Origin of the sequence: Vibrio glycogenivorans (assembly GCF_051660965.1) — a bacterium.
Taxonomy (GTDB): Bacteria; Pseudomonadota; Gammaproteobacteria; order Enterobacterales; family Vibrionaceae; genus Vibrio.
In genome coordinates, this window is sequence record NZ_JBPVIS010000013.1 from 17,045 (window position 1) to 41,511 (window position 24,467).

General features: G+C 49.8%; 20 protein-coding genes. 8 read left to right on the forward strand and 12 right to left on the reverse strand.

Annotation, left to right across the window (positions count from 1 at the left end; all coding sequences use genetic code 11):
• Position 1 precedes the first annotated feature (1 nt).
• Positions 2 to 1,081, reverse strand: a complete 1,080-nt coding sequence (locus ACSTTG_RS20045) for a 3-deoxy-7-phosphoheptulonate synthase (protein WP_438460981.1) — start codon at positions 1,079 to 1,081, stop codon at positions 2 to 4.
• A 229-nt stretch (positions 1,082 to 1,310) separates the two neighbouring features.
• Between ACSTTG_RS20045 and ACSTTG_RS20050 the strand changes: the two genes are divergently transcribed.
• Both ACSTTG_RS20050 and btsR read left to right on the forward strand, forming a co-directional pair.
• Entirely contained in the window at positions 1,311 to 2,987 is a 1,677-nt protein-coding gene (locus tag ACSTTG_RS20050) for a LytS/YhcK type 5TM receptor domain-containing protein (protein ID WP_438475998.1), read from the forward strand.
• An 8-nt stretch (positions 2,988 to 2,995) separates the two neighbouring features.
• Positions 2,996 to 3,712 carry a two-component system response regulator BtsR gene (gene btsR / locus ACSTTG_RS20055; RefSeq protein WP_438475999.1) on the forward strand — a complete coding sequence of 239 codons (717 nt, stop codon included), beginning with the start codon at positions 2,996 to 2,998 and terminating at the stop codon, positions 3,710 to 3,712.
• On the opposite strand, the gene nagZ is transcribed toward btsR, so the two are convergent.
• Positions 3,709 to 4,695: a beta-N-acetylhexosaminidase gene (gene nagZ, locus ACSTTG_RS20060; protein WP_438460978.1), complete on the reverse strand. Its 987-nt coding sequence runs from the start codon at positions 4,693 to 4,695 to the stop codon at positions 3,709 to 3,711. The two genes, btsR and nagZ, sit on opposite strands and share 4 nt — an antisense overlap.
• A gap of 99 nt (positions 4,696 to 4,794) precedes the next feature.
• On the opposite strand from nagZ, the gene ACSTTG_RS20065 reads away from it, so the two are divergent.
• Both ACSTTG_RS20065 and murQ read left to right on the forward strand, forming a co-directional pair.
• Complete coding sequence (locus ACSTTG_RS20065; RefSeq protein ID WP_438476000.1) at positions 4,795 to 5,916, forward strand: anhydro-N-acetylmuramic acid kinase; 1,122 nt, start codon at positions 4,795 to 4,797, stop codon at positions 5,914 to 5,916.
• Complete coding sequence (gene murQ / locus ACSTTG_RS20070) at positions 5,906 to 6,829, forward strand: N-acetylmuramic acid 6-phosphate etherase (RefSeq protein WP_438476002.1); 924 nt, start codon at positions 5,906 to 5,908, stop codon at positions 6,827 to 6,829. Before ACSTTG_RS20065 ends, murQ begins: the two co-directional genes overlap by 11 nt.
• A 92-nt stretch (positions 6,830 to 6,921) precedes the next feature.
• Here the strand turns inward: murQ and ACSTTG_RS20075 are convergent, their stop codons facing one another.
• A complete protein-coding gene (locus ACSTTG_RS20075) occupies positions 6,922 to 7,260 on the reverse strand; it encodes a DUF2799 domain-containing protein (RefSeq protein WP_438460975.1) in 339 nt (112 codons plus the stop codon).
• A gap of 226 nt (positions 7,261 to 7,486) precedes the next feature.
• On the opposite strand from ACSTTG_RS20075, the gene ACSTTG_RS20080 reads away from it, so the two are divergent.
• Both ACSTTG_RS20080 and ACSTTG_RS20085 read left to right on the forward strand, forming a co-directional pair.
• Positions 7,487 to 8,971, forward strand: a complete 1,485-nt coding sequence (locus tag ACSTTG_RS20080; protein WP_438476003.1) for a carbon starvation CstA family protein — start codon at positions 7,487 to 7,489, stop codon at positions 8,969 to 8,971.
• A gap of 123 nt (positions 8,972 to 9,094) precedes the next feature.
• Positions 9,095 to 9,574, forward strand: a complete 480-nt coding sequence (locus tag ACSTTG_RS20085; protein WP_438476004.1) for an arsenate reductase/protein-tyrosine-phosphatase family protein — start codon at positions 9,095 to 9,097, stop codon at positions 9,572 to 9,574.
• A 37-nt stretch (positions 9,575 to 9,611) separates the two neighbouring features.
• Here the strand turns inward: ACSTTG_RS20085 and ispH are convergent, their stop codons facing one another.
• The 6 genes from ispH to murJ form a co-directional block, all read right to left on the reverse strand.
• Positions 9,612 to 10,574 (reverse strand): 4-hydroxy-3-methylbut-2-enyl diphosphate reductase, encoded by a 963-nt coding sequence (gene ispH / locus ACSTTG_RS20090; protein ID WP_438460972.1) that lies wholly within the window; start codon positions 10,572 to 10,574, stop codon positions 9,612 to 9,614.
• A 20-nt stretch (positions 10,575 to 10,594) separates the two neighbouring features.
• On the reverse strand, positions 10,595 to 11,026 hold the full coding sequence (gene fkpB, locus ACSTTG_RS20095; protein ID WP_438460971.1) for an FKBP-type peptidyl-prolyl cis-trans isomerase: 432 nt from the start codon (positions 11,024 to 11,026) through the stop codon (positions 10,595 to 10,597).
• A gap of 87 nt (positions 11,027 to 11,113) precedes the next feature.
• On the reverse strand, positions 11,114 to 11,620 hold the full coding sequence (gene lspA, locus ACSTTG_RS20100; protein ID WP_438460970.1) for a signal peptidase II: 507 nt from the start codon (positions 11,618 to 11,620) through the stop codon (positions 11,114 to 11,116).
• A 62-nt stretch (positions 11,621 to 11,682) separates the two neighbouring features.
• Complete coding sequence (gene ileS, locus ACSTTG_RS20105) at positions 11,683 to 14,511, reverse strand: isoleucine--tRNA ligase (protein WP_438460969.1); 2,829 nt, start codon at positions 14,509 to 14,511, stop codon at positions 11,683 to 11,685.
• Between the two features lie 55 nt (positions 14,512 to 14,566).
• Positions 14,567 to 15,511 carry a bifunctional riboflavin kinase/FAD synthetase gene (gene ribF, locus ACSTTG_RS20110; protein ID WP_438460968.1) on the reverse strand — a complete coding sequence of 315 codons (945 nt, stop codon included), beginning with the start codon at positions 15,509 to 15,511 and terminating at the stop codon, positions 14,567 to 14,569.
• A 78-nt stretch (positions 15,512 to 15,589) separates the two neighbouring features.
• On the reverse strand, positions 15,590 to 17,152 hold the full coding sequence (murJ, locus tag ACSTTG_RS20115) for a murein biosynthesis integral membrane protein MurJ (RefSeq protein ID WP_438476006.1): 1,563 nt from the start codon (positions 17,150 to 17,152) through the stop codon (positions 15,590 to 15,592).
• Positions 17,153 to 17,412: 260 nt separating this feature from the next.
• Between murJ and rpsT the strand changes: the two genes are divergently transcribed.
• The gene (rpsT, locus tag ACSTTG_RS20120; protein ID WP_164647432.1) at positions 17,413 to 17,673 is read left to right on the forward strand and encodes a 30S ribosomal protein S20; all 261 of its coding nucleotides are present in this window, start codon (positions 17,413 to 17,415) and stop codon (positions 17,671 to 17,673) included.
• Positions 17,674 to 17,754: 81 nt separating this feature from the next.
• Here the strand turns inward: rpsT and ACSTTG_RS20125 are convergent, their stop codons facing one another.
• Together ACSTTG_RS20125 and nhaR are read right to left on the reverse strand one after the other, a co-directional pair.
• Positions 17,755 to 18,048: an ArsR/SmtB family transcription factor gene (locus ACSTTG_RS20125; RefSeq protein WP_438460966.1), complete on the reverse strand. Its 294-nt coding sequence runs from the start codon at positions 18,046 to 18,048 to the stop codon at positions 17,755 to 17,757.
• Positions 18,049 to 18,066: 18 nt separating this feature from the next.
• Positions 18,067 to 18,957, reverse strand: coding sequence for a transcriptional activator NhaR (gene nhaR / locus ACSTTG_RS20130; RefSeq protein ID WP_438460965.1), 891 nt, complete (start codon positions 18,955 to 18,957; stop codon positions 18,067 to 18,069).
• A 474-nt stretch (positions 18,958 to 19,431) separates the two neighbouring features.
• On the opposite strand from nhaR, the gene ACSTTG_RS20135 reads away from it, so the two are divergent.
• Positions 19,432 to 20,577 carry a Na/Pi symporter gene (locus tag ACSTTG_RS20135; RefSeq protein ID WP_438476035.1) on the forward strand — a complete coding sequence of 382 codons (1,146 nt, stop codon included), beginning with the start codon at positions 19,432 to 19,434 and terminating at the stop codon, positions 20,575 to 20,577.
• Between the two features lie 655 nt (positions 20,578 to 21,232).
• Here the strand turns inward: ACSTTG_RS20135 and carB are convergent.
• On the reverse strand, positions 21,233 to 24,457 hold the full coding sequence (gene carB, locus ACSTTG_RS20140; RefSeq protein ID WP_438460963.1) for a carbamoyl-phosphate synthase large subunit: 3,225 nt from the start codon (positions 24,455 to 24,457) through the stop codon (positions 21,233 to 21,235).
• Positions 24,458 to 24,467 lie beyond the last annotated feature (10 nt).

Genomic DNA, 24,467 nt, shown 5'->3' on the forward strand with positions numbered 1-24,467 from the left:
ATTACTCGTTGTTTGGCAAGCGGTTTTCTAGGAAAGGTACCAGCTCTTTGTGTGCGTGACGTAATAGTGCCTCAGTCGAGTCCCAATTGATACACGCATCGGTGATCGAGACGCCATATTTCATTTCGCTAAATGGCAGATCGGATGACTGGTTCCCCTCATTGATATGACTCTCAATCATCACACCGATAATCGATTTGTTGCCTTCACGGATCTGATGGATAACATCCTCAGCGACCAGTGGCTGGCGACGGTAGTCTTTGCGCGAGTTCGCATGGCTACAGTCCACCATCAAGGATGCATCCAGCCCCACACCGGCCATCTCTTGCTCACACTCAGCCACCGATACCGAATCGTAGTTGGTTTGCTTTCCGCCACGTAGGATAACATGACCATTTGGGTTACCTTGCGTAGTCAGCAGTGCCACCTGTCCTTCGCGGTTGATCCCCATAAAGCGATGGCTTGATGAGGCTGCCTGCATTGCATTGATTGCCGTTGCTAGGCTGCCGTCGGTGCCATTTTTGAAACCAATCGGCATTGAAAGGCCGCTAGCCATCTCACGGTGAGTCTGTGACTCAGTGGTACGAGCACCAATCGCTGCCCAGCTAAAGGTATCGGCCAAGTATTGAGGACTGATTGGATCAAGGGCTTCTGTGGCGAGTGGAATTTCCATCTCAGCCAATTCGACCAGTAGTTGGCGTCCAACATGCAGGCCATGCTCGATATCAAATGTACCATCAAGATGTGGGTCATTAATCAAGCCTTTCCAACCGACTGTGGTGCGCGGCTTTTCGAAGTACACGCGCATGACTAGGTAGAGTTGGTCACTGAGCTGCTCAGAGAGTGCTTTCAAACGCTTGGCATAGTCTTTGGCAGCATCGATATCGTGAATTGAACAAGGGCCACACACCACCAATAGGCGATGGTCCTTCTTCTGAATGATGTTGGCAATCGTCTCACGAGACTCTTGGATAAAGCGACGCGCCTTGTCTGATAGCGGTAATTTCGCCTTTAACTCTTCTGGAGTGATCAGGACTTGCTCATCACTGATGTTAATATTGCTCAATTCACTTTTTTGCATAACCATACCTGTAAACTTAAAAGTACACCCAAACTCTTTCCATGCGGTGTAAATAACGAATTGGGTTTAACTTATCACTCCCAGCCAAGATTACAAGCGTAAATAATATAAAACATTATGTAAAAAATAATTTACATCCATATCCAGCTCACGTTGTTAACCATATTTCCTGCTTCACAAACAAAATAGCATTAAGCTAGGCCTGTTTTAGGGTTTGCGTGGAACGTTTATGGAACTGATACTCTCGTTATTACAGCAAATGTGCGTCTATCTTGTGCTTGCCTATATGCTAAGCAAGACACCGATCATTACGCCACTACTTTGCGTGTCGACGCGCTTATCTCATCGCGCCAGCGTTTACTTGGTCTTCTCCTCATTTTGCATTCTTGGCACCTATTTTGGGCTACAGATCAACGACGCCATCGCTAATACACGAGCAATTGGCGCGGTCATGGGGGGGCTATTTGGTGGCCCTGTGGTGGGCTTTCTTGTCGGCCTTACGGGTGGACTGCATCGGTACACACTCGGCGGATTTACCGACCTTGCCTGTGCGATCTCCACCACCGTAGAAGGCCTGATTGGCGGGCTTGTCCATCTCTATTTGGTTAGAAAAAACTGGGCCGAGGAAATTTTCAACCCTTTGATGGTGCTGTGCGTCACCTTGATTGCAGAGATCAGTCAGATGTTGATCATCCTTGCGGTCGCTGAACCCTTTGATAAAGCCTACGCCTTGGTTTCGGAGATCGCCGCACCGATGATCATTGCCAACTCAGTGGGCGCAGCATTATTTATTAGTATCTTGCACGATAGAAAAACCATTTTCGAAGAGTATTCTGCGATGTTCTCACGCCGGGCACTACGCATAGCTGAGCGCTCTGTCGGCGTTATCGCTTCAGGGTTTGAGACTGACAATGCCCGCCGCATCGCCAATATCGTCTATGAAGAGACCAGTGTCGGGGCGGTATCGATCACGGATAACAACCAAATTTTAGCCTTCGTTGGCATTGGTAACGACCACCACTTACCAGGCACCCCCATCTCTTCACCGAGCACACTCGAGGCAATACGAGACGACCGAATTATCTACCTCAATGGTGATGACAATCCTTACCAATGCTCAATATCAAAAAGTTGCAAGCTAGGTTCAGCCTTGATTATCCCACTCAAAGCAGGCGACCGAGTCGTGGGAACCATCAAGCTCTATGAGCCAAAGCGCAAGCTGTTTTCCAAGGTTAATATGTCGATGGCGCAAGGGATTGCTCAGCTACTCTCAAGCCAAATTCTTTATGGTGAGTATCAACAAAAGCAGCACCTGTTGTCTCAGGCTGAGATCAAACTGCTGCACGCCCAAATCAATCCCCACTTTCTGTTTAATGCCCTCAACACCATCAGTGCAGTGATCAGGAAAGACCCTAATATGGCCCGAAACCTGATCCAACACCTGAGTCAGTTTTTTCGTAGCAACCTAAAACAGAACATCGAATCTATCTCACTGCGCGAAGAGTTGGCGCACGTCAATGCTTACCTAACTATCGAACAAGCGCGCTTTGCTGATCGCCTGTCAGTAGACATCGCGATAGATCAGCAGTGGCTGGATTATAAACTGCCAAGCTTTACCCTTCAGCCTCTGGTTGAGAATGCCATCAAGCACGGCACCTCAAATCTGCTCGAGTCTGGCAAAATCCGTATCTATAGCGAGGCGGTCGAACAAGGGGTGCAAATCATAGTAGAGGACAATGCCGGTAGCTATCAGCCACCAGAGCATCACCATCAAGGGCTGGGCATGCAGATTGTCGATAAACGTCTCATTAATCAATTTGGCCCTGCGGCAAAATTAACTATCGATGTCGATACCCATCACTACACCCGAATGCAATTTATCATCCCTTGCACCACCATCCACTGAGGAGCTTTATGTTATCTGCCCTAGTCATTGATGATGAAATCCATGCCCGTGAGGAGCTCAGGGAGCTGCTTGAAGAGTCAAAACAGATCAAGGTTATTGCCGATGCCAATAACGCGATTGAGGGATTAAAAAAGATCCACCAGCTAAAACCTGACGTGGTCTTTCTCGATATTCAGATGCCGCAGATCACGGGGATCGAGCTGCTAGGTATGCTCGACCCTGAAACCATGCCCAACGTCGTGTTTGTCACCGCCTACGATCAGTTTGCCATTCAAGCCTTTGAGGAAAATGCCTTCGACTACCTGTTAAAACCTGTTGACCCACAGCGCTTAGCTAAAACCCTGTGCCGCCTTGGCAAGCAACAAGCGCCGACCAACCCCATTACCAAGCTGGCACCCGAGCAACTGATCCACGTCCCTTGTGTCGGGCTGAACCGGATCATGATCATCCCCACTGATGAGGTTCAATTTGCTTGGAGCGATATCAGTGGAGTACAGGTGCAGACCCACCAGCAAACCGCGACGAGTCAGTTGACACTCAAGGTCTTGGAGGAAAAAAACCCACTGGTGCGTTGTCATCGCCAGTACTTAGTCAATATCAATTCGATCAAAGAGATCAAGCTTTTGGAGAATGGACTAGCAGAGATTATCACTACCAGCCAGCACCAAGTGCCCGTGAGCCGACGCTACCTTAAATCACTCAAAGAGCGCCTCGGTTTCCACTAGTTTGGCAAAATACGCAGCAAGGCATCTTGGGCTTGGCGCCACTCTTGAGTGCGCTTTAGCTCGGTCAGATCAAAACTGTTTTGCTTGAGCAGTCGCATTGCCTGCGGTGATTCTATTTGCGGTAAGCTGTCAATCGCCGCAACTTGGGCATCGCGCTGATTGCACATCAATAACATATCACAGCCCGCTTCAAGGGCTTGTTGCGCGCGCTGCGCTGGCGTGCCCATCACGCTGGCCCCCTCCATGGTCAGGTCATCCGAGAAGATAATGCCATTAAAGCCAAGCTGCTGACGCAACACCTGCTTAAGCCAAAACGCAGAGCCGCTAGCCGGCTGCGAATCGAAATGTGGATAGATGACATGCGCGGGCATCATAGCATCCAGCAAGCCCGCCTCTATTTGCGCTTTAAATATCGCCATATCACCGGCGAGAATATCTTCACGTGGATCAAGAGGCGTCTCAACGTGGGAGTCAGCAAGCACGCCGCCGTGACCAGGAAAATGCTTACCTGTGGTGGCCATACCAATATCTTTCATGCCGCGCATAAATGCACTGCTGTGACGCACAATCGTGTCGCTGTCCTCGCCAAAAGCACGATTACCAATCGCCTTGCTCTCGTGGCCTTTGTCTAACACTGGTGCAAAACTGAGATCAATGCCATGTGCCATCACCTCGGCCGCCATCATCCAGCCGCCAAGCTTGGCAAGCTGTTCACCATGGGGGTGCGTGGCATAGGCTTGCGCCGGTGGGATGGGAGTAAAGCCTTCACGAAAGCGCTGTACTCGCCCACCTTCTTGGTCAACCCCAATCAAGATCGGACGCTTAGCCGCCTCGCGCATAGTGCGGGTCAGCTCACTCAGTTGCGCGCTGTCGTGGTAGTTGCGTGAGAAGAGAATCACCCCACCCACGGTCGGGTGTTCAATGACTTCACGATCTTCTACTGTCAGCTCATAGCCATCCACGTCGATCCACAATGGTCCCATTTTTTATCTCCCAGTCGGCAATTTTTCTCTGCTCAGTGAGACTATTCAGTTTAGGAATGCTTTACAATGGGTTTTTGCTTTCAGGTGGGGAAACCTTGTATGCGTGAACTCTATATCGGTCTGATGTCCGGCACTAGCCTTGACGGTATCGATGCCGCGGTAGTCGCGATTGATGACACCAGTATTGAGCTTGTGGCAAGCCACGAACATCCGATCCCGAACTCGATTCGCCAACAAGTGCTCGCTATGTGTACCGGACAGCCAACCTCACTGCCTGCCGTCGGTTTACTCGACCACCAACTTGGTCACTTGTATGCCGATGCCGTCAACGCTTTACTCACGCGCAGCGGGCTATGCGCTGAACAAATCACCGCGATCGGCAACCATGGGCAAACCGTCTACCATCAGCCTAGTGGCGAATACCCGTTCACCATTCAGCTTGGTGATGCCAATCTGATTGCCGCGATCACGGGGATCGATACCATCGCTGACTTTCGCCGCCTCGATATGGCACTCGGTGGTCAGGGAGCGCCTCTGGTGCCTGCCTTTCATCAGTTTCTATTTGGCCAACAAGACTCGACCAACATCGTGCTTAATATTGGCGGCATAGCCAATCTTTCGGTCTTACCCGCCAAAGGTGAGGTGATTGGCTTTGATACCGGGCCAGGTAATATGCTTATGGATGCTTGGTGCGAAAAGCATACCGGCGCCCCTTTTGACCAAGATGCCGCATTGGCAAAGCAAGGCAACCTCATCCCACGCTTGCTGCGTCAGTTACTGTCAGATCCATACCTGAGCATGCCAGCACCGAAAAGCACCGGTCGTGAGCATTACAACCTTGCTTGGCTCGAGACGCAGCTTGAGCCTGGTGATAGCGCTGCCGATGTGCAGCGCACCTTGTGTGAATTTACCGCTCAATCGATTGCTTTGCATGTCAGTCCCTATCAGCAAGGCCGTCAATGCAGACTCACTTTATGCGGTGGTGGCGCGCGCAATCCGTTATTAGTCGAACGACTGGCGGCGCTTCTTCCAGATTGGCAGCTCAAACTGACCTCTGATTTGGGGGTGGACGCCGACTTTATGGAGGCAATGGCCTTTGCTTGGCTAGCGCGGCAAAAAGTGCATAATCTACCCAGTAATCTACCCGCGGTCACCGGCGCTCGATGCCCGGCTTCGCTCGGGGTGATCTATCCCGCTATTAAGGATTGTTATGAGTCATAATCCCCTACTCAATACCCTCGCTAACCTAGTCTCTGAGGGACGCAACCCCGACACCATGAACCTTGATACCTTGAGTAGTCTTGAGCTGGTCAAAGCGATTAATCATCAAGATAAGTTGGTCCCCATCGCCGTTGAACAGCAGTTACCACAAATTGCACAAGCCGTGGATGTGATCAGCAGTGCCTTTCAATCTGGTGGCCGATTATTGTATGTCGGTGCCGGCACGAGTGGACGCCTAGGGATCCTCGATGCCTCTGAGTGCCCACCTACTTTTGGCGTGGATGAATCCATGGTAGTGGGGCTAATTGCCGGTGGTCATGAGGCCATTTTTCGCGCTCAAGAAGGGGCTGAGGATTCGGCTCAACTCGGTCAACAGGACCTAGTAGATAACCAGCTCAGCGCTGTCGATGTGGTTGTCGGTATCGCTGCCAGTGGTCGTACCCCATACGTGATTGGCGCCCTGGAGTACGCAAACCAGGTTGGCGCTGCTACTGTTGCGTTATCCTGCAATCCCGCATCACCGATTGCCACCTGTGCTGATATCGCCATCTCCCCGGTCGTCGGCCCTGAGGCGCTGACAGGCTCAACCAGAATGAAGTCTGGTACTGCACAAAAATTGGTTTTGAATATGCTGACCACCGCGAGCATGGTCAAGATAGGCAAGAGTTATCAGAATCTCATGGTCGATGTTAAGGCCACCAATAAGAAACTCGAAGCAAGAGCAGTGCGCATTGTTATGCAGGCAACGGAGTGTGCTGAGAATGACGCGGTTGCTGCACTAGAGATGAGTCAATACGAGGTTAAGCTGGCTATCTTGATCCAACTGACCGGTATGGGCGTTGAAGAGGCGAGGCAACGCCTGAACGAGAGTAACGGTTTTTTACGCACTGCAATCACTCCCGCTGATGACTAGCTCAAATTGTGTCCAAGCAATCTCGTGATACCAAATCAGCGAGATTTGCTTGGATATAAGACTGGGAGCATACGCAGCTCCCAGTACTAGCCTTAGTCGTGATCTGCCCAGCCCCGCTTCCATTCCAGCAGGAATTTCTGGCTATCTTCTCGGCCTTCACACACGCCGTGGTAATAGACACCCGAGAATCCAATCATATACGCCATTTCAGGTTTACAAAACTCTTCGTTGCCCTCAGAGTAGCCACGCTCATAGTCGGCGCGGTTTGCCTCGCTACCCAACTCATCTGCGTGTCTTACCAAACGCGAGACTTGGCCTCGCACCGCTTCTTCATAGCCGACTTGATACCAATTTTTCTTTGCGTTGAGACCATCAGCACCTTCACTGCAGCCTGCGAGCAAGACTACCAAACCTAGTCCTAGTCGTTTCATCGAATTTGTTACTCCTTGTCTACCTAGTGTTATCGTTTTCACACTGCAGTCAAACCTATCACTCCCCTGTGGCAAAAACCACTCAATTAGACCAATTACCGCTTAATTTGAGCTATTGCCACTAAAAAGGGCATGCAACCACTGAGCGAAGCTGTAGGCGAATCCTTAAGCAAGAGACTTTAGTATGGAACCAGTAAATCAATAACCTAAAGAAAGGATATAAGCTATGATGTGGTTTCTGACCTGTGTCGCTCTGCTAATTGGTGGCTATTTCTTCTATGGTGCCTTTGTTGAAAAGATCTTTGGCATCAATCAAGCTCGTCAAACCCCTGCCCACACCAATGCTGATGGCGTCGATTACGTGCCGATGTCGACCGGTAAGGTGTACCTGGTTCAACTGCTCAACATCGCCGGCGTTGGTCCAATTTTTGGCCCAATAATGGGTGCCCTCTACGGCCCAGCAGCCATGCTATGGATCGTGATCGGCTGTATCTTTGCCGGTGCGGTGCACGACTACTTCTCTGGCATGCTCTCGGTGCGTAACGGTGGTGCTTCTGTACCTTCAATTACCGGCCGTTACCTAGGCAATAGCGCTAAACACTTTATGAACATCTTTGCTATTGTCCTATTACTCTTAGTTGGGGTGGTCTTCGTTTCCGCACCTGCTGGTATGCTGACAAACTTGATCAATGAACAGACTAGCCTAAGCGTATCGATGGGCACCATGGTGATGATCATCTTTGGTTACTACATCATCGCGACCATAGTCCCGGTTGATAAGATCATTGGTCGTTTCTATCCACTGTTTGGTGCACTCCTGATCTTCATGTCAGTGGGCCTTATCAGCGCGATTGCTTTCTCTAGCGAGCACACCGTGATGGGTGGCTTTGAGGTAAGTGATATGTTCACCAACATGAATCCAAACAATCTACCTATCTGGCCTGCGCTGTTCATTACCATTGCTTGTGGTGCGATCTCAGGCTTCCATGCTACCCAGTCACCTTTGATGGCACGTTGTATGGAGAATGAGAAGAACGGTCGCTTTGTCTTCTACGGAGCAATGATTGGCGAGGGTATTATCGCTCTGATCTGGTGTGCTATCGCCCTCTCGTTCTTTGGCTCGATTGAACTGCTAAGTGAAGCAGTAGCAAATGGTGGCCCAGGTAACGTGGTGTATGGTGCTTCATTTGGACTGCTGGGCGTTGTCGGCGGTATCATCGCTTTCCTTGGTGTGGTTATCCTGCCTATTACTTCTGGTGATACGGCATTCCGCTCAAGCCGCTTGATCCTTGCCGAGTACTTCAACCTTGAGCAGCGCTCAATGCGCAATCGCCTAATGATGGCCATCCCACTGTTTGTTATCGGCGCAATTCTTACTCAAGTCGACTTTGGGGTTATCTGGCGTTACTTCGGCTTTGCCAACCAAACCACGGCGGTAATGATGTTATGGACAGCCTCGGCTTACTTGCTGCGTCACAACAAGCTGCACTGGATCACCACGGTACCAGCGATGTTTATGACTACTGTGGTCGTGACCTTTATCCTCAACAACAGCACACTGGGCTTTGGCCTGCCTATGGTGGTATCGACCATTGCTGGCTGTCTGTTCACTCTCACGGTGACTTACACAGTGATCAAGCGCTCTAAGGGCAAAGGTGAGGATGATCTTGCTGATGATGAGCAAGCTAAACCTGTGACCAAAACCGCCTAAATTTAGGTAAGCTGGTGTAAAGGCTCCCACTGGGAGCCTTTTTGCTACCGGAGACACGCAACTCACATCAGCAACGGCTAGACTTAAGATAGATTTCACATCCATCACTATGGAGGGGGAACTATGTATAAAGTGCTGTTTGTCTGCAAACACAATGCGGGGCGCAGCGTGATCGCTGAATCAGTGAGTATCAAACACCTGCCACGACACCGCTTTGAGGTTGCCAGTGGCGGGTCACACCCGACTGGCAAAATCAATCCTATGGTCAAGGCCTATTTAGAGGATCACGATCTCCCCATCCCACACAACTATGCCCACTCTTGGGACGAGCGCTCAGGGTTTGCGCCTGACATCGTCGTCGTTTTATGCGATAGCCTGCACAATGAACCCGCACCGGTATGGTTAGCCGATGGCTTAAGGGTCAATTGGCAGGTTGACGCCTTTCCCTCAGGCTATGAGGCGAATAAGGGCAGTCTCTACCAACATGCGCATAAGGTGCATCAATCGCTCGAACGACGGATCTTGAGAATGGATGACCTACTTAGGGATGGAATGCCGAGTGCCTTAGTCAGTGAGAGGATGCTGGAATTAAGCGAGATGTGACTGGCATAAAAAAGGGCAGCCAGTGCTGCCCTCAGAGTTAGTCGACTTGCTTCACTTGCAACTCGCGCGGTACCTCGAAAAACATGTTTTCTTCTCGGCCTTGTATCTCTTCGACCTTATCAGCACCAAGCTCTTGAATGCGGTTGAGGATCTTATTAACCAGCTCTTCTGGTGCGGAGGCCCCCGCCGTCACACCGATCTTTTGCTTGCCATTGAACCAGGCTTCCTGGACGTCCTCTGGACAATCAGTCAGATAGCTCTCGGTGCCAAGCTTTTCGGCCAGCTCCTTAAGGCGTGTTGAGTTTGAGGAGTTTTTCGAGCCAACAACCACCAGCAGATCTACCTTAGCAGCGATGTCACGCACCGCGTCTTGACGGTTTTGAGTCGCGTAGCAGATATCGTCTTTGCGTGGCCCTTGGATCTCAGGGAAGACTCGACGCAGAGCTTCAATCACATCGGCTGTCTCATCAACCGAGAGAGTCGTTTGGCTGACGTAGTGCAGGTTTGACGCGTCCTTAACAACACCAAGCAAACGCTCTACATCATTTGGTTTTTCAACCAGATACATTCCGCCTGTCTCGCTGTAATACTGACCCATAGTGCCTTCAACCTCTGGGTGACCAGCGTGACCAATCAGTACCACTTCCATATTCTTGCGGCTGGCGCGAGCCACCTCCATATGAACCTTAGTCACCAATGGGCAGGTGGCATCGAACACGGTCAATGCACGTGATTTTGCCTCTTTGCGCACCGCTTGTGATACGCCATGAGCCGAGAAGATCACGATATTATCGTCTGGCACTTCGCTCAACTCTTCAACGAAAATAGCGCCGCGCTGCTTAAGGCCTTCCACCACAAAACGGTTATGCACCACCTCGTGGCGGACATAGATTGGCGGCTGATACATTTCCAAGGCACGCTCGACAATGCTAATCGCACGATCAACACCGGCACAAAAGCCACGTGGGTTAGCTAATAGGATTTTCATGTTATTGCTCACGGAGGTTCTCTTACTAATGCTTATTCTACTGACAAAATTTCCACTTCAAAAGTCACATCTTGCCCAGCCAGAGGATGATTAAAATCGACCGTCACTGAGTCCCCTGCTATCTCAGTGATAATACCCGGAATCTCTACGCCATCGGCACCAGAAAAGGCCATGATACTACCCACCTCAATATCCACGTCACCAACAAATTTGTTGCGATCCATATGATGGATATTGTCTGGGTTGGGCATGCCAAAGGCATCCTCAGCGATGAGCGAGATGCTTCTTTGCTCACCGGAACTTAGCCCTAGCAAGCAACGCTCAAAGTTATCACTTAAGCTACCATCGCCAATGATGCACTTGGCTGGCTTACCCATATTGTGGGTACTATCAGCGACCGAGCCATCGGCCATCTTGATGGTAAAGTGCAGGGTGACTGCTGAGTCTTTCTTTATGATTGTCACGGAGTACTTCCTTGTCTGTTCTCGTTATATAAAAAAGCGCCGACCGAATCAACGGACAGCGCCTGTGGTTATTCCATGCCTGCGTGATCAGCTCGTGCTCTTATTATTACGAAAGCTGTCGAGAATGATCATTGCTGCACCAATACAAATGGTCGAGTCAGCAAGGTTAAACGCTGGCCAGTGATAGCTACCGACATAAAAGTCCAGATAGTCGACCACAAATCCATGCACTATTCGATCAAACACGTTGCCGATCGCACCACCAATGATCAGTGCATAAGCAATGTTGTTCCATTTTTCTTTCGCTGGTAGCTTGCTCATCCAGTAGCCGAGCGTCGTGGTCACACCAATGGCAATCGCAGTAAAGAACCAGCGCTGCCAACCAGATTGATCGCTCAAGAAACTAAACGCTGCGCCATGGTTATGAACATACAACAGATTAAAGAACGGCAGAACCTCTATCCGGTTTGACCAGCCATAACCCATGTTTTCCATGACCACAAACTTGATAGCAATGTCTGCCACAAAAATCACTGCCGCTAGCCAAAGCCAGCGGATACCTGAATTTTTCAACGTTAGCGCTTGTTCACTCATTATTCTTCCTAAAAACAACCCCAGTAAAAACTGGGGCTGTTACTCCATTCTAACCTAGTCGATTAAGCGAACTTACGTGCTTCGCCTTCACCATCAACGTTCGATACACAGCGACCACAGATCTTCTCGTGACCCTCGATAGTACCTACGTCTGGTGTGTGGTGCCAACAACGGTCACACTTCTCGTTTTCAGTCGCTTTCACTTCAACAAACAGACCTTCAATATCCGTCTCTTGGGCAGCTTCCGTCTTCTCGCTCAATGGCTTCACTGTCGCAGCAGAAGTCAGAAGGACAAAACGTAGCTCGTCTTCAAGCTTGTTGATCTTCGCTGCAAGTGCATCATCAGCAAACAGGGTCACTTCCGCTTGTAGCGCACCACCAATGGTTTTCTCAGTACGCGCCGCTTCAAGCAGCTTGTTCACTGCGCCACGAACTGCTTGCACTTCAGACCAGAACTCGTTGCTTAGCTCTTCGCCTTCCGCTAGGCCAAATAGACCCTCAAACCACTCACCGGTAAACACGAAGGTATCGCGCTCGCCTGGCATCTGGTTCCAGATTTCATCCGCAGTGAACGACATGATTGGGGCCATCCAGCGCACTAGTGCTTCGACGATGTAGTACAGTGCGGTCTGACAGCTGCGCTGAGCGTGGCCGCCTTTCTTCGCTGTATACTGACGGTCTTTGATCACGTCTAGGTAGAACGAGCCCATTTCAATCGAGCAGAACTGCATCAGTCGCTGAGTTACCGCGTGAGTATTGTACTCGCCGTAAGCTTTGACGATCTCTTCTTGAGCAGCTAACGCGCGGCCTACAGCCCAGCGATCCAGTGCCACCATCTCTTCTGCAGGAACGATGTCTGTCTCAGGGTTAAAGCCATTTAGGTTGGCTAGGAAGAAGCGCGCCGTGTTACGGATACGACGGTAAGCATCTGCCGAGCGCTTTAGGATCTCATCCGATACTGCAACTTCGCCGGTGTAGTCAGTTGACGCCACCCATAGGCGCAGAATGTCGGCACCTAGCTTGTTAGTCACATCTTTTGGCGCCACAACGTTACCGATTGATTTCGACATCTTGCGGCCTTGGCCATCAACAACGAAACCGTGGGTTAGCACTTGCTTGTATGGCGCTTCGTCTTTCATCGCAATCGATGAGATCAGAGAAGACTGGAACCAGCCGCGGTGTTGGTCAGAACCTTCTAGGTACAGATCCGCTGCATTGCCGTTGTATTCCTCACGTGAGTCAACCACAGAGAAGTGAGTCACACCTGAGTCAAACCATACGTCTAGCGTATCGAGGACTTTTTCGTAGTTGTCTGCGTCTGCGCCAAGAAGCTCAGCCGCATCCACATCCCACCACGCTTGAATGCCTTTCTCTTCGACTAGCTTGGCAACTTTTTCGATCAGCTCAAGCGTATCTGGGTGAAGCTCAGCGGTCTCTTTGTGGACAAACAGAGCGATTGGCACACCCCAAGTACGCTGACGAGAGATACACCACTCTGGGCGACCTTCAATCATGCCCTCAATGCGGCTCTCGCCCCACTCCGGCATCCACTCAACGTTCTTGATTGACTCAAGTGCTTTCGCGCGCAGACCCGCTTGATCCATCGATACAAACCACTGTGGTGTTGCACGGAAGATGATTGGCGTCTTATGGCGCCAGCAGTGTGGGTAGCTGTGCTCGTATGCGTGGTGATGCAACAGTGCGCCGCGCTCTTTTAGCACTTCGACTACCGCGTCGTTGGCTTTAAACACGTGCTGACCGGCAAATAGCTCAGTATCTGGCAGGTAAACACCGTTTGAACCTACAGGGTTCGCCACCTCTAGGCCGTATTTCTGGCCGACTGCGAAGTCTTCTTGACCGTGGCCAGGCGCCGTGTGAACCACACCGGTACCTGAGTCTGTCGTCACGTGATCGCCAAGGATCGCAGGGACAGTGAAATCGTAGAATGGGTGGTTAAACTGAGACAGCTCAAGGTCTGCACCTTTAGCAAAACCAAGGTTGTGGAAGTGCTCAATACCGGCGCGATCCATCACATCCTTCGCTAGCTCAGAAGCCACGATGATACGCTCAGGGTTATCGCCCTCAGTTTGGATCAGCACGTACTCAAGGTCGTCACGTAGACACACCGCACGGTTGGCAGGCAGCGTCCAAGGAGTTGTCGTCCAGATGATGATCGAGATATCGCCTTGACCTTGGTGATCGCCAGCGAGAGCAAACTTAGACAAAAGAGCCGCTTCATCTGCCGCTTTAAAGCGCACGTCGATAGACGGTGATACCTTGTCTTTGTACTCCACTTCTGCTTCAGCAAGCGCCGAGCCACAATCAGTACACCAGTGAACAGGTTTAAAGCCTTTTAGCAGGTGGCCGTTTGAGGCAATCTTGCCCAGCGCACGGATGATGTTCGCTTCGGTATCGAAGTCCATCGTGCGGTATGGCTTGTCCCACTCACCCATGATACCCAGGCGCTTGAAGCTCTCTTTTTGGCCCTCAACCTGGCCTGCCGCGTACTTGCGACACTCTTCACGGAACTCAGCCGCAGAGATCTTTTGACCTGGCTTGCCTTTCTTCTTTTCTACCATTAGTTCGATTGGTAGACCGTGACAGTCCCAACCAGGAATGTACGGCGCATCAAAACCAGAAAGTGTTTTGGATTTAATAATAATGTCTTTAAGAATCTTGTTTAGCGCGTGACCAATGTGGATGTCACCATTCGCGTATGGAGGACCATCGTGTAGAACGAAAGATTTCTTGCCTTTCTTCGCTTTACGGATCTCGCCGTAAAGGTCTTCTTTGTACCAACGCTTCAGCATCTCTGGCTCACGATTGGCCAGATTACCGCGCATTGGAAACCCTGTTTCAGGTAAGTTCAGGGTATCTTTATAATCACTCATCGATTCTTGATTCCGTTGTGTTGGGTGACAGTTAGACATTATGCCAAGCAGCGAACTAAACCACTTGGTCTTCAAGCTGACGCAGCCACACCCTTGCTGCCTCAGCATCCAATTCAATTTGTTGTTTGAGAAGGGCAAAAGATGCAAACTTTTGCTCATCTCTAAGCTTGTGTAGAAGCGACACCTCAAGCTGTTTCCCATACAGATTGGCATGGAAATCAAACAAGTGCACTTCTAATTGTTGGCGCACACCATTCACAGTCGGGCGTTGGCCGATATTGGCAACACCGCCGATAGGTGTGTCTGCTATCCCATGGACCTCAACCACAAACACCCCAGAGACTGGCGATACGCAGCGCTTGAGTGGGATATTTGCAGTAGGAAACCCTATGGTTCGTCCTAGCTTTCGCCCGTGGGCAACACGACCGCTGATACTGTAATCTCGACCCAGCATCTGCTTCGCCGCAGCGAGGTGGTTGCTCGCCAGTGCTTCACGGATAGCGGTACTACTTACGCGCTGCTCCTGAAGACAAAAACTCCGTGTGCTTACCACCTCAAACCCATACTCTTGTCCGGCCTGCTGGAGCATGGCAAAGTTGCCCTCCCGCCCCTTGCCAAAACAAAAGTCATCACCAACGACCAGGAACTTTACCCCCAATCGTTTGATCAGCAGCTCTTGGATAAACGCCTCTGCCGACAGGCTAGCAAAGTGGCGATTAAAGTTGACACACAGCAGCCGATCAATGTCCAACTTACTCAGTTGAACAAACTTATCACGCAATCGAGTCAGGCGTGCTGGCGCTTTATCGCGCGCAAACAGCTCCAAAGGTTGTGGCTCAAAGGTCATTACCGTTGATGGCAACCCCAGCAATTTTGCTTGCTGTGTTACTTGCTCGAGCACTTTTTGGTGCCCAAGATGTACGCCATCAAAGTTCCCTATCGTCAACACACTGCCGTGATGTTGCGGGGAAAGGTTATGAATACCACGAATTAATTCCATTGGAATCTACTATGACCTGTTAATCGCATTACGTGAAACTGCCGGATTATATACTAAACACCGCCGACCTGTCTTGTATCATTCAGTGATTGCCTTTAAATGATGCAATCGAACACCGAGTAAGCCCAATGAGACGAGGTAACTCACCGCGCCCATGGCAATGAGCAGACCCAATGAGAGTACTCGATGAGTCAACGACCACTCGAGCCACACCGTCATCTCTTCTAGTCGCCAAAGCAGCAATGCCACCATCACCGCACCTGCAATGACTAACTTAGCAACGAAGATTAGCGTCAGCTTGGTCAATTGGTAGATCTTATCACGATGCAGCCCCCAGTAGAGCAAGGTCATATTAACCAAGGCAGAAAGGGCTGTGGCGATCGCAAGGCCTACGTAGCCAAAGAACCAAGCAAAGATGGCATTAAACACCATGTTCGATGCCATGGCGATAATGCCAAACTTAACCGGCGTTTTAGTATCCTGGCGCGAATAGTAACCGGGAGCTAACACCTTGATAAGCATAAAGTTGAGCAGACCCGCCGCATAAGCGGTCAAAGACAAAGACGCCTGATGGACATCCTGCGGGCCGAATTCACCGCGCATAAACAGCACCATCAGCATTGGCTTAGCCAGCACAATCAAACCGAGCATCGCAGGAATACCGAGCAGCATTACCATTCTCACCCCCCAGTCCATGGTGTGAGCAAACCCCTCACCCTGCGCATCCACATGCTTGCGTGATAACGCAGGCAAGATAACCGTCGCAATGGCAATGCCAAATAGACCTAAAGGAAACTCAAGCAGGCGATCTGAATAGTACAGCCAGCTTATCGAGCCGGTCTGAAGGAAACTGGCAATAAAGGTATCAAACAGTAAGTTGATCTGACTGACCGAGACACCAAATAGAGCGGGGATCATCAGGGTGCGGATCTTAACCACACCAGGATCGCGCCACCCCCACTGAGGCTTGACCATCACACCCGCCTTGATCAAAAAGGGGATTTGAAACACAAACTGAGTCAGACCACCTAGGAAGACCCCAATGGCTAGGCCAATCTCTGGCTGGGCAAGTTGCGGCGCAATCAGCCAAGCACTAAGGATGATCATCACATTCAGAAAGACCGGAGTGAATGAGGAGACGGCAAATTTACCTAACGTATTGAGGATTGCCCCTGACAAAGCGACAAAGGTGATGAACCATAGGTAAGGGAAGGTGATCTTAAGCATAAAGCTCGCCAGTTCAAACTTACCCGCCGACGGACCATCATTGACCCAATCAAGAAACCAACCAAAGCCAAACAGCGCCGTGACCAAACCTGAACCCAGTACCCCTAACAGGGTAACAATAGAGACAATCACCCCCAGCGTGCCAGCAGCGCGGGCAATCAATTGGCGGGTTTTGTCCATATCGCCACTGGCGTGATATTCGGTTAATACCGGAACGAAGGCTTGTGAAAAGGCGCCCTCGGCAAATAAACGTCGCAGAAAGTTGGGGATTTTATTGGCGAAGAAGAACACATCCGCACTGGCTCCGGCGCCCATCAAGTTGGCCACTACGACATCGCGGACCAGACCCAAAACACGCGATATCAACGTCATGGCACTGACAATCATGCCTGACTTGAGAAGACGTTTACTCACTTTTACCTCTATTTATTAATAACTTTACCCAGCAACTCTTTCTATACTGACATGAATCTCCAGCGAAGAGCAGATAAGTATTAGCATTGGTGTAAAAATACTGATAGAATCCCCGCCATCTTAACCGTGAAGACCTTTTCTTACCAAAATTTGTTTGGTAGCGAGTGGTTTTTGCACAAATCATTTGACATTTAAGCGCGTATGAGGGATAGTCCCTGCCCTTAAATTGTCACCGAACTAAGTTTTTGGGAGTTAGACCCTTGGCAAATAGTAAATCTGCTAAGAAGCGCGCTATCCAAGCTGAGAAACGTCGCCAGCACAACGCTAGCCGTCGTTCTATGATGCGCACTTACATGAAGAAAACTGTTGCTGCTATCGAAGCAGGCGACAAAGAAGCTGCAACTGCTGCATTCGCTGCAGTTACACCTCTACTAGACCGCATGGCGACTAAAGGCCTTATTCACAAGAATAAAGCTGCTCGTCACAAGTCTCGTTTCGCTGCACAAATCAAAGCTCTTTAATAGAACTTCGATTTCCAGTGAAGAAAAAAACCGGCCTTGGCCGGTTTTTTTATATCTAAATTTTGTCCAACTTATACAGCTCTACTGACAGTAAAGCTGATGTAAGGTGGCGATAAGCGCTTTCACCTCGCCGCTGCTCAAGGTGTAGTAGACCGTTTGTGCCTCTTTACGTGTTGCCACCAAACCGTCGCGCCTTAGCCAGGCGAGATGTTGAGATAACGCGGATTGACTCAGCGCCATCTGCTGACAAAGCTGCCCTACCGACAGCTCTTGTTCATGCAGTAGACAAAGTATCTGCAAGCGGCGCTCATTGGCCATCGCCTTGAGTACCACTACCGCGGCGGCAGACTGCTGCTGCATCAGCTCGATATCCATCACTGCTCCTTACGCGCTTTACTGGAACAACGCCGAATAATCGGCATCACAGATATTCTTAACAGCTGGATGCTGAATCATACGTTCAGCGAAGATCACGTAGTATTCCTCACGGATCTCATCAAGATGTCCGACGATCTGCAGTGGCGTTTCTTTCTCTACCTCTGAGCGATAGACGGTCGGTGCCAGAAACAATGCGTCATTATGATAGGTCGCGAACGCTTTCATCAGCGCCGCATCGTCAAACTCACCCAAGATGTTTGGCGTCAGTCCTTGGCGGTCAAACCACTGGATCACCTTCCGTCCCATTGAGGTACGGCTGCCTGGAATAAGCAGTTTCTTCTCCTCCAAAATCGCCGGGAAGTTACTGATGTCGATCTCTCCGATCGAGAAGAAGCTCATCTTAGTCTCACCCAGCTTCTTACTAAACAGGCCAGGACTTTGGCTTGAGTCCACCGGACAGTCAGACAAAATCATATCCAACTTGTGCTGAGATAACTGCTCAAGCAACATCTCATGGGTTGACTCAAAACAGCGCAGGTGAATGCTGTTGTCATCAGGCACTGTCGACATCAAGATCTTACTCACCAGGCGCTTCGATAACGCATCCGCAACCCCCACATCAAACAGCAGGTTAGAGCGCTGACTGTAGTTGACGATATCCAGCATCTCATAGCTCAAGCCAAACATGCGATCAGCATACTTAAAGATCAGCTGGCCAAGCTCAGTCGGCTCAACGCTGCGGCCATTTCGCTTGGTCAACTTACCGTCTAGACGCTCTTCAAGCGCCTTGATTTGACCGGTGACCGTTTGTGGGGTCAAAAACAGTGCGTCGGCGGCTTTGGTAACGGAGCCTTGTTTGCAAACCATCCAAAAATAGTAGAGGTGATTGTAATTGAGGTGTGACATTTACTGCGAAGCCGCTCTGCTGGTCAAAAAGATAATCGACATTATACCTATCAACGAGAATTTATCAGCCAGCGATATAAAACATATCAATTTTACTGATACTTATGCTGTTTGTTTGAGCAGCCGAGTCGTATCTTTCATGTTTGCTTTTTGCTGAGTCATTTTACCTATTATCTATGTTACAGCCATAAATTCGTCAAAACCGAATCAAAGAGCCAAACGGAGTGTAAATACCGAAAAACAATAATAGAAGCTGTCATACTTCACAGATTTTTTTGGCAAAATTTCATCGTTACAAAACCACAAATAATCATTATAAAATAACAACTTACCCAACCAATTTGTTGCGCAACAAACTTAATCATCCCCTCACTTAATTCTGTCATATAAATGACATATTCATTGCCTAACATCGCCCTCAGATTAAACACACGGTCACAAACAAAGCACATTGGCCACACGGAGATAATTATGATTAACCAAGCGAACACGACAGCGGCACCAGTGTCAGCAAAGTCTAACCTGTTGCGCTGGGCAAACTTGGCATTCATGTTGTACTTGCTACTTGTATCGGTATCGATGGTAGGTAGCGGCTTCAAACTTGCAACTGGCGATCAGGCTAAGGCCCTGTTCGAATTTGCATCTCACCCAATTGCGGGCCTAATGATTGGCCTTGTGGCGACTGCTCTGACTCAGTCTTCAAGCACAGTGAGCTCAATCATTGTTGGTCTGGTTGCCGGCGGCTTGCCAGTACAAATCGCTATCCCAATGGTAATGGGTGCGAACATCGGTACCACGATGACCAATACGCTGGTGAGCCTTGGCCACGTTCGTTGTAATACCGAATTTAAGCGCGCATTCTCTAGTGCGACCATTCACGACATCTTCAACTTGGTAGCGGTACTGATCTTCCTACCACTTGAGATCATGTTCGGAATTCTGGATAAAATTTCTCATTGGTTGGTATCACCGTTTATGTCGACGGGCGATATCAGTATGAAAGGCCTAAACTTCATCGGCCCACTGACCAAGCCAGTTGTTTCTGCGGTACAAGCGCCACTTGCGGGTCTAGGTTCAACGACCGGTGGCATCGTACTGATTGCCTTGGGTATTGTGACCATCATCTGCGCCATTACCGTAATGGGTAAACTAATGAAGAAACTGATGGTTGGTCGTGCACGTGACATCCTAAAGAGCGCGATTGGTCGTGGCCCTGTTCACGGTATCGCATCAGGCACTGTGGTTACTGTTTTGGTTCAATCTTCTTCAACCACAACCAGCCTAATTGTTCCACTTGTTGGCTCAGGCGTACTTAAAGTGCGTGAGGTATATCCATTTACCGTAGGTGCAAACATCGGTACCTGTATCACAGCACTACTCGCAGCAACCGCGGTTACCGGTGAGTTCGCCGTCTTCGCCCTACAAATCGCTCTGGTTCATTTGGTGTTCAACGTATTAGCAACTTTGGTTATCTTCGTGATACCAGTACTACGTGAAATCCCAGTCAAAGGCGCAGATTACATCGCTGAACTCGCCGTGAAGAACAAACTGGTTGTAGCAGGCTACCTACTATCAATCTTTGTCCTTCTACCAGGTTTGATTCTCGCGCTAACAGCATAATCAAACACACGTATATTGAAGCCCACCTTACATATAAGGTGGGCTTTTTTTTCTTTTCGCTCGAGAAGCGAGAAAAATCTTCAGTTTGCTTCAAGAAGGTCAAGGACCTAGTCGCTCTTTATCCATGCTAATAGTCCCCTTCTCATTGCTATTCATTATTATCAACTTAAACCTTTCCCACGCGTCTTGGACCTAATTAGACTTTAGAGCCTCTTACTGAATACTAACTTAAGACTCTAGCAAGCAACGCTACGTCACGCCGAAAACCACTAGCGCTTTCCATTAGAAACTGGGATACCGCTGTGAATTCCCCTTTTGGCTGAACCTAAGCCCTACTAATAGCAAAATATGAACTCGACTCAGATCGGAAAAGGATAATCTCTTGTGAGGTTCCCCAACCAGCTTGCCGAGGCCCACGAGCTAGGAAGGTATCTTTATGGCAACACAAAGGCTCCCCGTATGCTGACATAAACATATTTGTGTGGTGCGGTAATTGGATATGAGGGAATGAAAGCGAAATGAATCCTCGCACCTCGGAACGAAGTGTAACCCGCCCCTTGCTCCTGAGCCCCTGAGCGGTTCTGAGCACGTCCCTTCATAGATAATAAAAAACCCGCTCATAAAGAGCGGGTTTGATTAGTCAGTCTTAAGTGACTTACGCTTTGTTCACCTGAGCGTGCAGCTCTTGAACAGAAGTCACTGACACTTTAGCGTCAGCCGTGTGAGCCATACAAGTTGCAAACGCCGCGTTTAGCGTTGTGGTGTAGTTCACTTTCTCAGCTAGAGCGCCACGACGAAGTACTTTTGAGTCTTCAATCGCTTGACGGCCAGCAGCCGTGTTAACGATGTAGGTGTACTCGTTGTTCTTGATACGGTCAAGAATGTGTGGACGACCTTCGTGTACCTTGTTCACTAGGCGTGGGTTGATACCCGCTTCGCCAAGGATAACTGCCGTGCCGTGCGTCGCATCTAGCTGGTAGCCAAGCTTAGTCAGCTTAGACGCTAGGTCTACAACGCGCTGCTTGTCGCCTTCACGAACAGACAGTAGTGCACGACCACCCTCAGGGTAAACATTACCACAACCAAGCTCTGCTTTTGCGTAGGCTTCAGCAAACGTTGCACCAACACCCATTACCTCACCAGTAGAGCGCATTTCAGGGCCGAGTAGTGGGTCAACACCTGGGAACTTGTTGAACGGTAGAACCACTTCTTTCACTGAGTAGTATGGTGGGATAATCTCTTTAGTAAAGCCTTGAGACTCTAGAGATTGACCTGCCATAACACGTGCAGCGATCTTCGCTAGTGGTGCGCCAGTCGCTTTTGATACGAACGGTACGGTACGTGCAGCACGAGGGTTAACCTCGATTAGGTAAACCTTGTCGTTCTTAACCGCGAACTGAGTATTCATAAGACCACGAACACCAAGCTCAAACGCCAGCTTCTCAACTTGCTCACGCATTACATCTTGGATCTCTTGGCTTAGCGTGTAAGCTGGAAGAGAACATGCCGAGTCACCTGAGTGAACACCCGCTTGCTCGATGTGCTCCATGATACCGCCGATAACAACGCGCTCGCCGTCACAGATAGCGTCGACGTCAACTTCTACCGCATCATCTAGGAAGCTATCAAGAAGAACTGGAGACTCGTTAGAAACACTTACTGCTTCGTTGAAGTAGCGACGTAGGTCTTGCTCATCGTAAACGATTTCCATCGCACGACCACCTAGTACGTAAGAAGGACGTACAACCAGTGGGAAGCCGATCTCACGCGACTTCTCAACCGCTTGGTCAAGCGTCGTTACTGTCGCGTTCTCTGGCTGTAGCAGACCTAGACGATCAACAGCTACTTGGAAGCGCTCACGGTCTTCTGCGCGGTCGATAGCATCTGGGCTAGTACCGATGATTGGCACGCCAGCCGCTTCTAGTGCACGAGCCAGTTTCAGTGGTGTCTGACCACCGTACTGAACAATAACGCCCTTTGGCTTCTCAACACGTGCGATTGATAGTACATCTTCCAGAGTAACTGGTTCGAAGTACAGACGATCTGAGGTGTCGTAGTCGGTAGAAACTGTCTCAGGGTTACAGTTGACCATGATGGTCTCATAGCCATCTTCACGCAGTGCGAGTGATGCGTGTACACAACAGTAGTCAAACTCGATACCTTGACCGATACGGTTTGGACCACCGCCAAGAACCATGATCTTGTCTTTATCAGTTGGCTGCGCTTCACACTCTTCATCGTAAGATGAGTACATGTAAGCCGTGTCTGAAGAGAACTCAGCCGCACAGGTATCAACGCGCTTGTATACTGGGTGAATATCGAACTGGTCGCGTAGACGACGAATTTCGCTCTCAGACACACCAAGGATTGACGATAGGCGTGCGTCAGAGAAGCCTTTGCGCTTCATCTTGCGTAGAACGTCTTGAGTCAGTCCAGCGAAACCACCTGCCTTCACTTCGTTCTCTAGGTTAACTAGCTCTTCAATTTGAACTAGGAACCAACGGTCGATAGCCGTTAGGTTGAACACGCCTTCTACAGACATGCCGGCACGGAATGCGTCCGCGATGTACCAGATACGATCAGCGCCTGCTTCTTTCAGCTCGTGACGAATCTTAGTCAGTGCGTCAGGGGCATCAAGGTCAACCATCTCGTCAAAGCCGTTCACGCCAACCTCTAGGCCGCGTAGTGCTTTTTGTAGTGACTCTTGTTGGTTACGACCAATAGCCATTACCTCGCCTACAGACTTCATCTGCGTAGTTAGACGATCGTTAGCGCCCGCGAACTTCTCGAAGTTAAAGCGAGGAATCTTAGTCACAACGTAGTCGATGGTTGGCTCAAATGAAGCTGGAGTCGCGCCACCTGTGATGTCGTTTTGTAGCTCGTCTAGGGTAAAGCCTACAGCTAGTTTCGCCGCAATTTTCGCGATTGGGAAACCAGTTGCTTTAGATGCTAGCGCTGAAGAGCGAGATACACGTGGGTTCATCTCGATGATAACCATACGGCCATCTTTCGGGTTGATACCAAACTGTACGTTTGAGCCACCAGTCTCTACACCGATTTCACGCAGTACTGCTAGCGATGCGTTACGCATTAGCTGGTACTCTTTATCAGTCAGAGTCTGTGCTGGCGCCACAGTGATTGAGTCACCCGTGTGGATACCCATTGGGTCGAAGTTCTCGATAGAACATACGATGATACAGTTGTCCGCTTTGTCGCGTACTACTTCCATCTCGTACTCTTTCCAACCGATCAGCGATTCGTCGATGAGAAGCTCGTTGGTTGGAGACAGATCTAGACCGCGGCGACAGATCTCTTCGAACTCTTCTTTGTTATACGCGATACCACCACCGGTACCACCCATGGTAAATGAAGGGCGAATGATACATGGGAAGCCGACCATATCGAGGACTTTGTAAGCCTCTTCCATGGTTTTCGCCGTATCAGCGCGAGGACACTCAAGGCCAATAGATTTCATCGCTTTATCAAAGCGAGAACGGTCTTCCGCTTTATCGATCGCGTCAGCAGTCGCACCGATCATCTCTACGCCGAACTCTTCCAGTACGCCGTGCTTCTCTAGGTCTAGAGCACAGTTAAGCGCAGTCTGACCACCCATGGTTGGTAGAACTGCATCTGGACGCTCTTTCTCAATGATCTTGCGCACAACTTCCCATTGGATTGGCTCGATGTAAGTTGCATCAGCCATATCTGGGTCAGTCATGATAGTCGCAGGGTTCGAGTTAACTAGAATTACTCGGTAACCTTCTTCGCGCAGTGCTTTACAAGCTTGAGCACCAGAGTAGTCAAACTCACATGCCTGGCCGATAACGATCGGGCCAGCACCTAGAATTAGAATACTTTTTAAGTCAGTACGTTTTGGCATTCTCTTACTA

What these genes read in the sequence shown, in the direction of transcription:
- ACSTTG_RS20045 (WP_438460981.1), bottom strand. Translation starts at nt 1,081, where the DNA reads ATGCAAAAAAGTGAATTGAGCAATATTAACATCAGTGATGAGCAAGTC.
- ACSTTG_RS20050 (WP_438475998.1), top strand. Translation starts at nt 1,311, where the DNA reads ATGGAACTGATACTCTCGTTATTACAGCAAATGTGCGTCTATCTTGTG.
- btsR (WP_438475999.1), top strand. Translation starts at nt 2,996, where the DNA reads ATGTTATCTGCCCTAGTCATTGATGATGAAATCCATGCCCGTGAGGAG.
- nagZ (WP_438460978.1), bottom strand. Translation starts at nt 4,695, where the DNA reads ATGGGACCATTGTGGATCGACGTGGATGGCTATGAGCTGACAGTAGAA.
- ACSTTG_RS20065 (WP_438476000.1), top strand. Translation starts at nt 4,795, where the DNA reads ATGCGTGAACTCTATATCGGTCTGATGTCCGGCACTAGCCTTGACGGT.
- murQ (WP_438476002.1), top strand. Translation starts at nt 5,906, where the DNA reads ATGAGTCATAATCCCCTACTCAATACCCTCGCTAACCTAGTCTCTGAG.
- ACSTTG_RS20075 (WP_438460975.1), bottom strand. Translation starts at nt 7,260, where the DNA reads ATGAAACGACTAGGACTAGGTTTGGTAGTCTTGCTCGCAGGCTGCAGT.
- ACSTTG_RS20080 (WP_438476003.1), top strand. Translation starts at nt 7,487, where the DNA reads ATGATGTGGTTTCTGACCTGTGTCGCTCTGCTAATTGGTGGCTATTTC.
- ACSTTG_RS20085 (WP_438476004.1), top strand. Translation starts at nt 9,095, where the DNA reads ATGTATAAAGTGCTGTTTGTCTGCAAACACAATGCGGGGCGCAGCGTG.
- lspA (WP_438460970.1), bottom strand. Translation starts at nt 11,620, where the DNA reads ATGAGTGAACAAGCGCTAACGTTGAAAAATTCAGGTATCCGCTGGCTT.
- ileS (WP_438460969.1), bottom strand. Translation starts at nt 14,511, where the DNA reads ATGAGTGATTATAAAGATACCCTGAACTTACCTGAAACAGGGTTTCCA.
- ribF (WP_438460968.1), bottom strand. Translation starts at nt 15,511, where the DNA reads ATGGAATTAATTCGTGGTATTCATAACCTTTCCCCGCAACATCACGGC.
- ACSTTG_RS20125 (WP_438460966.1), bottom strand. Translation starts at nt 18,048, where the DNA reads ATGGATATCGAGCTGATGCAGCAGCAGTCTGCCGCCGCGGTAGTGGTA.
- nhaR (WP_438460965.1), bottom strand. Translation starts at nt 18,957, where the DNA reads ATGTCACACCTCAATTACAATCACCTCTACTATTTTTGGATGGTTTGC.
- carB (WP_438460963.1), bottom strand. Translation starts at nt 24,457, where the DNA reads ATGCCAAAACGTACTGACTTAAAAAGTATTCTAATTCTAGGTGCTGGC.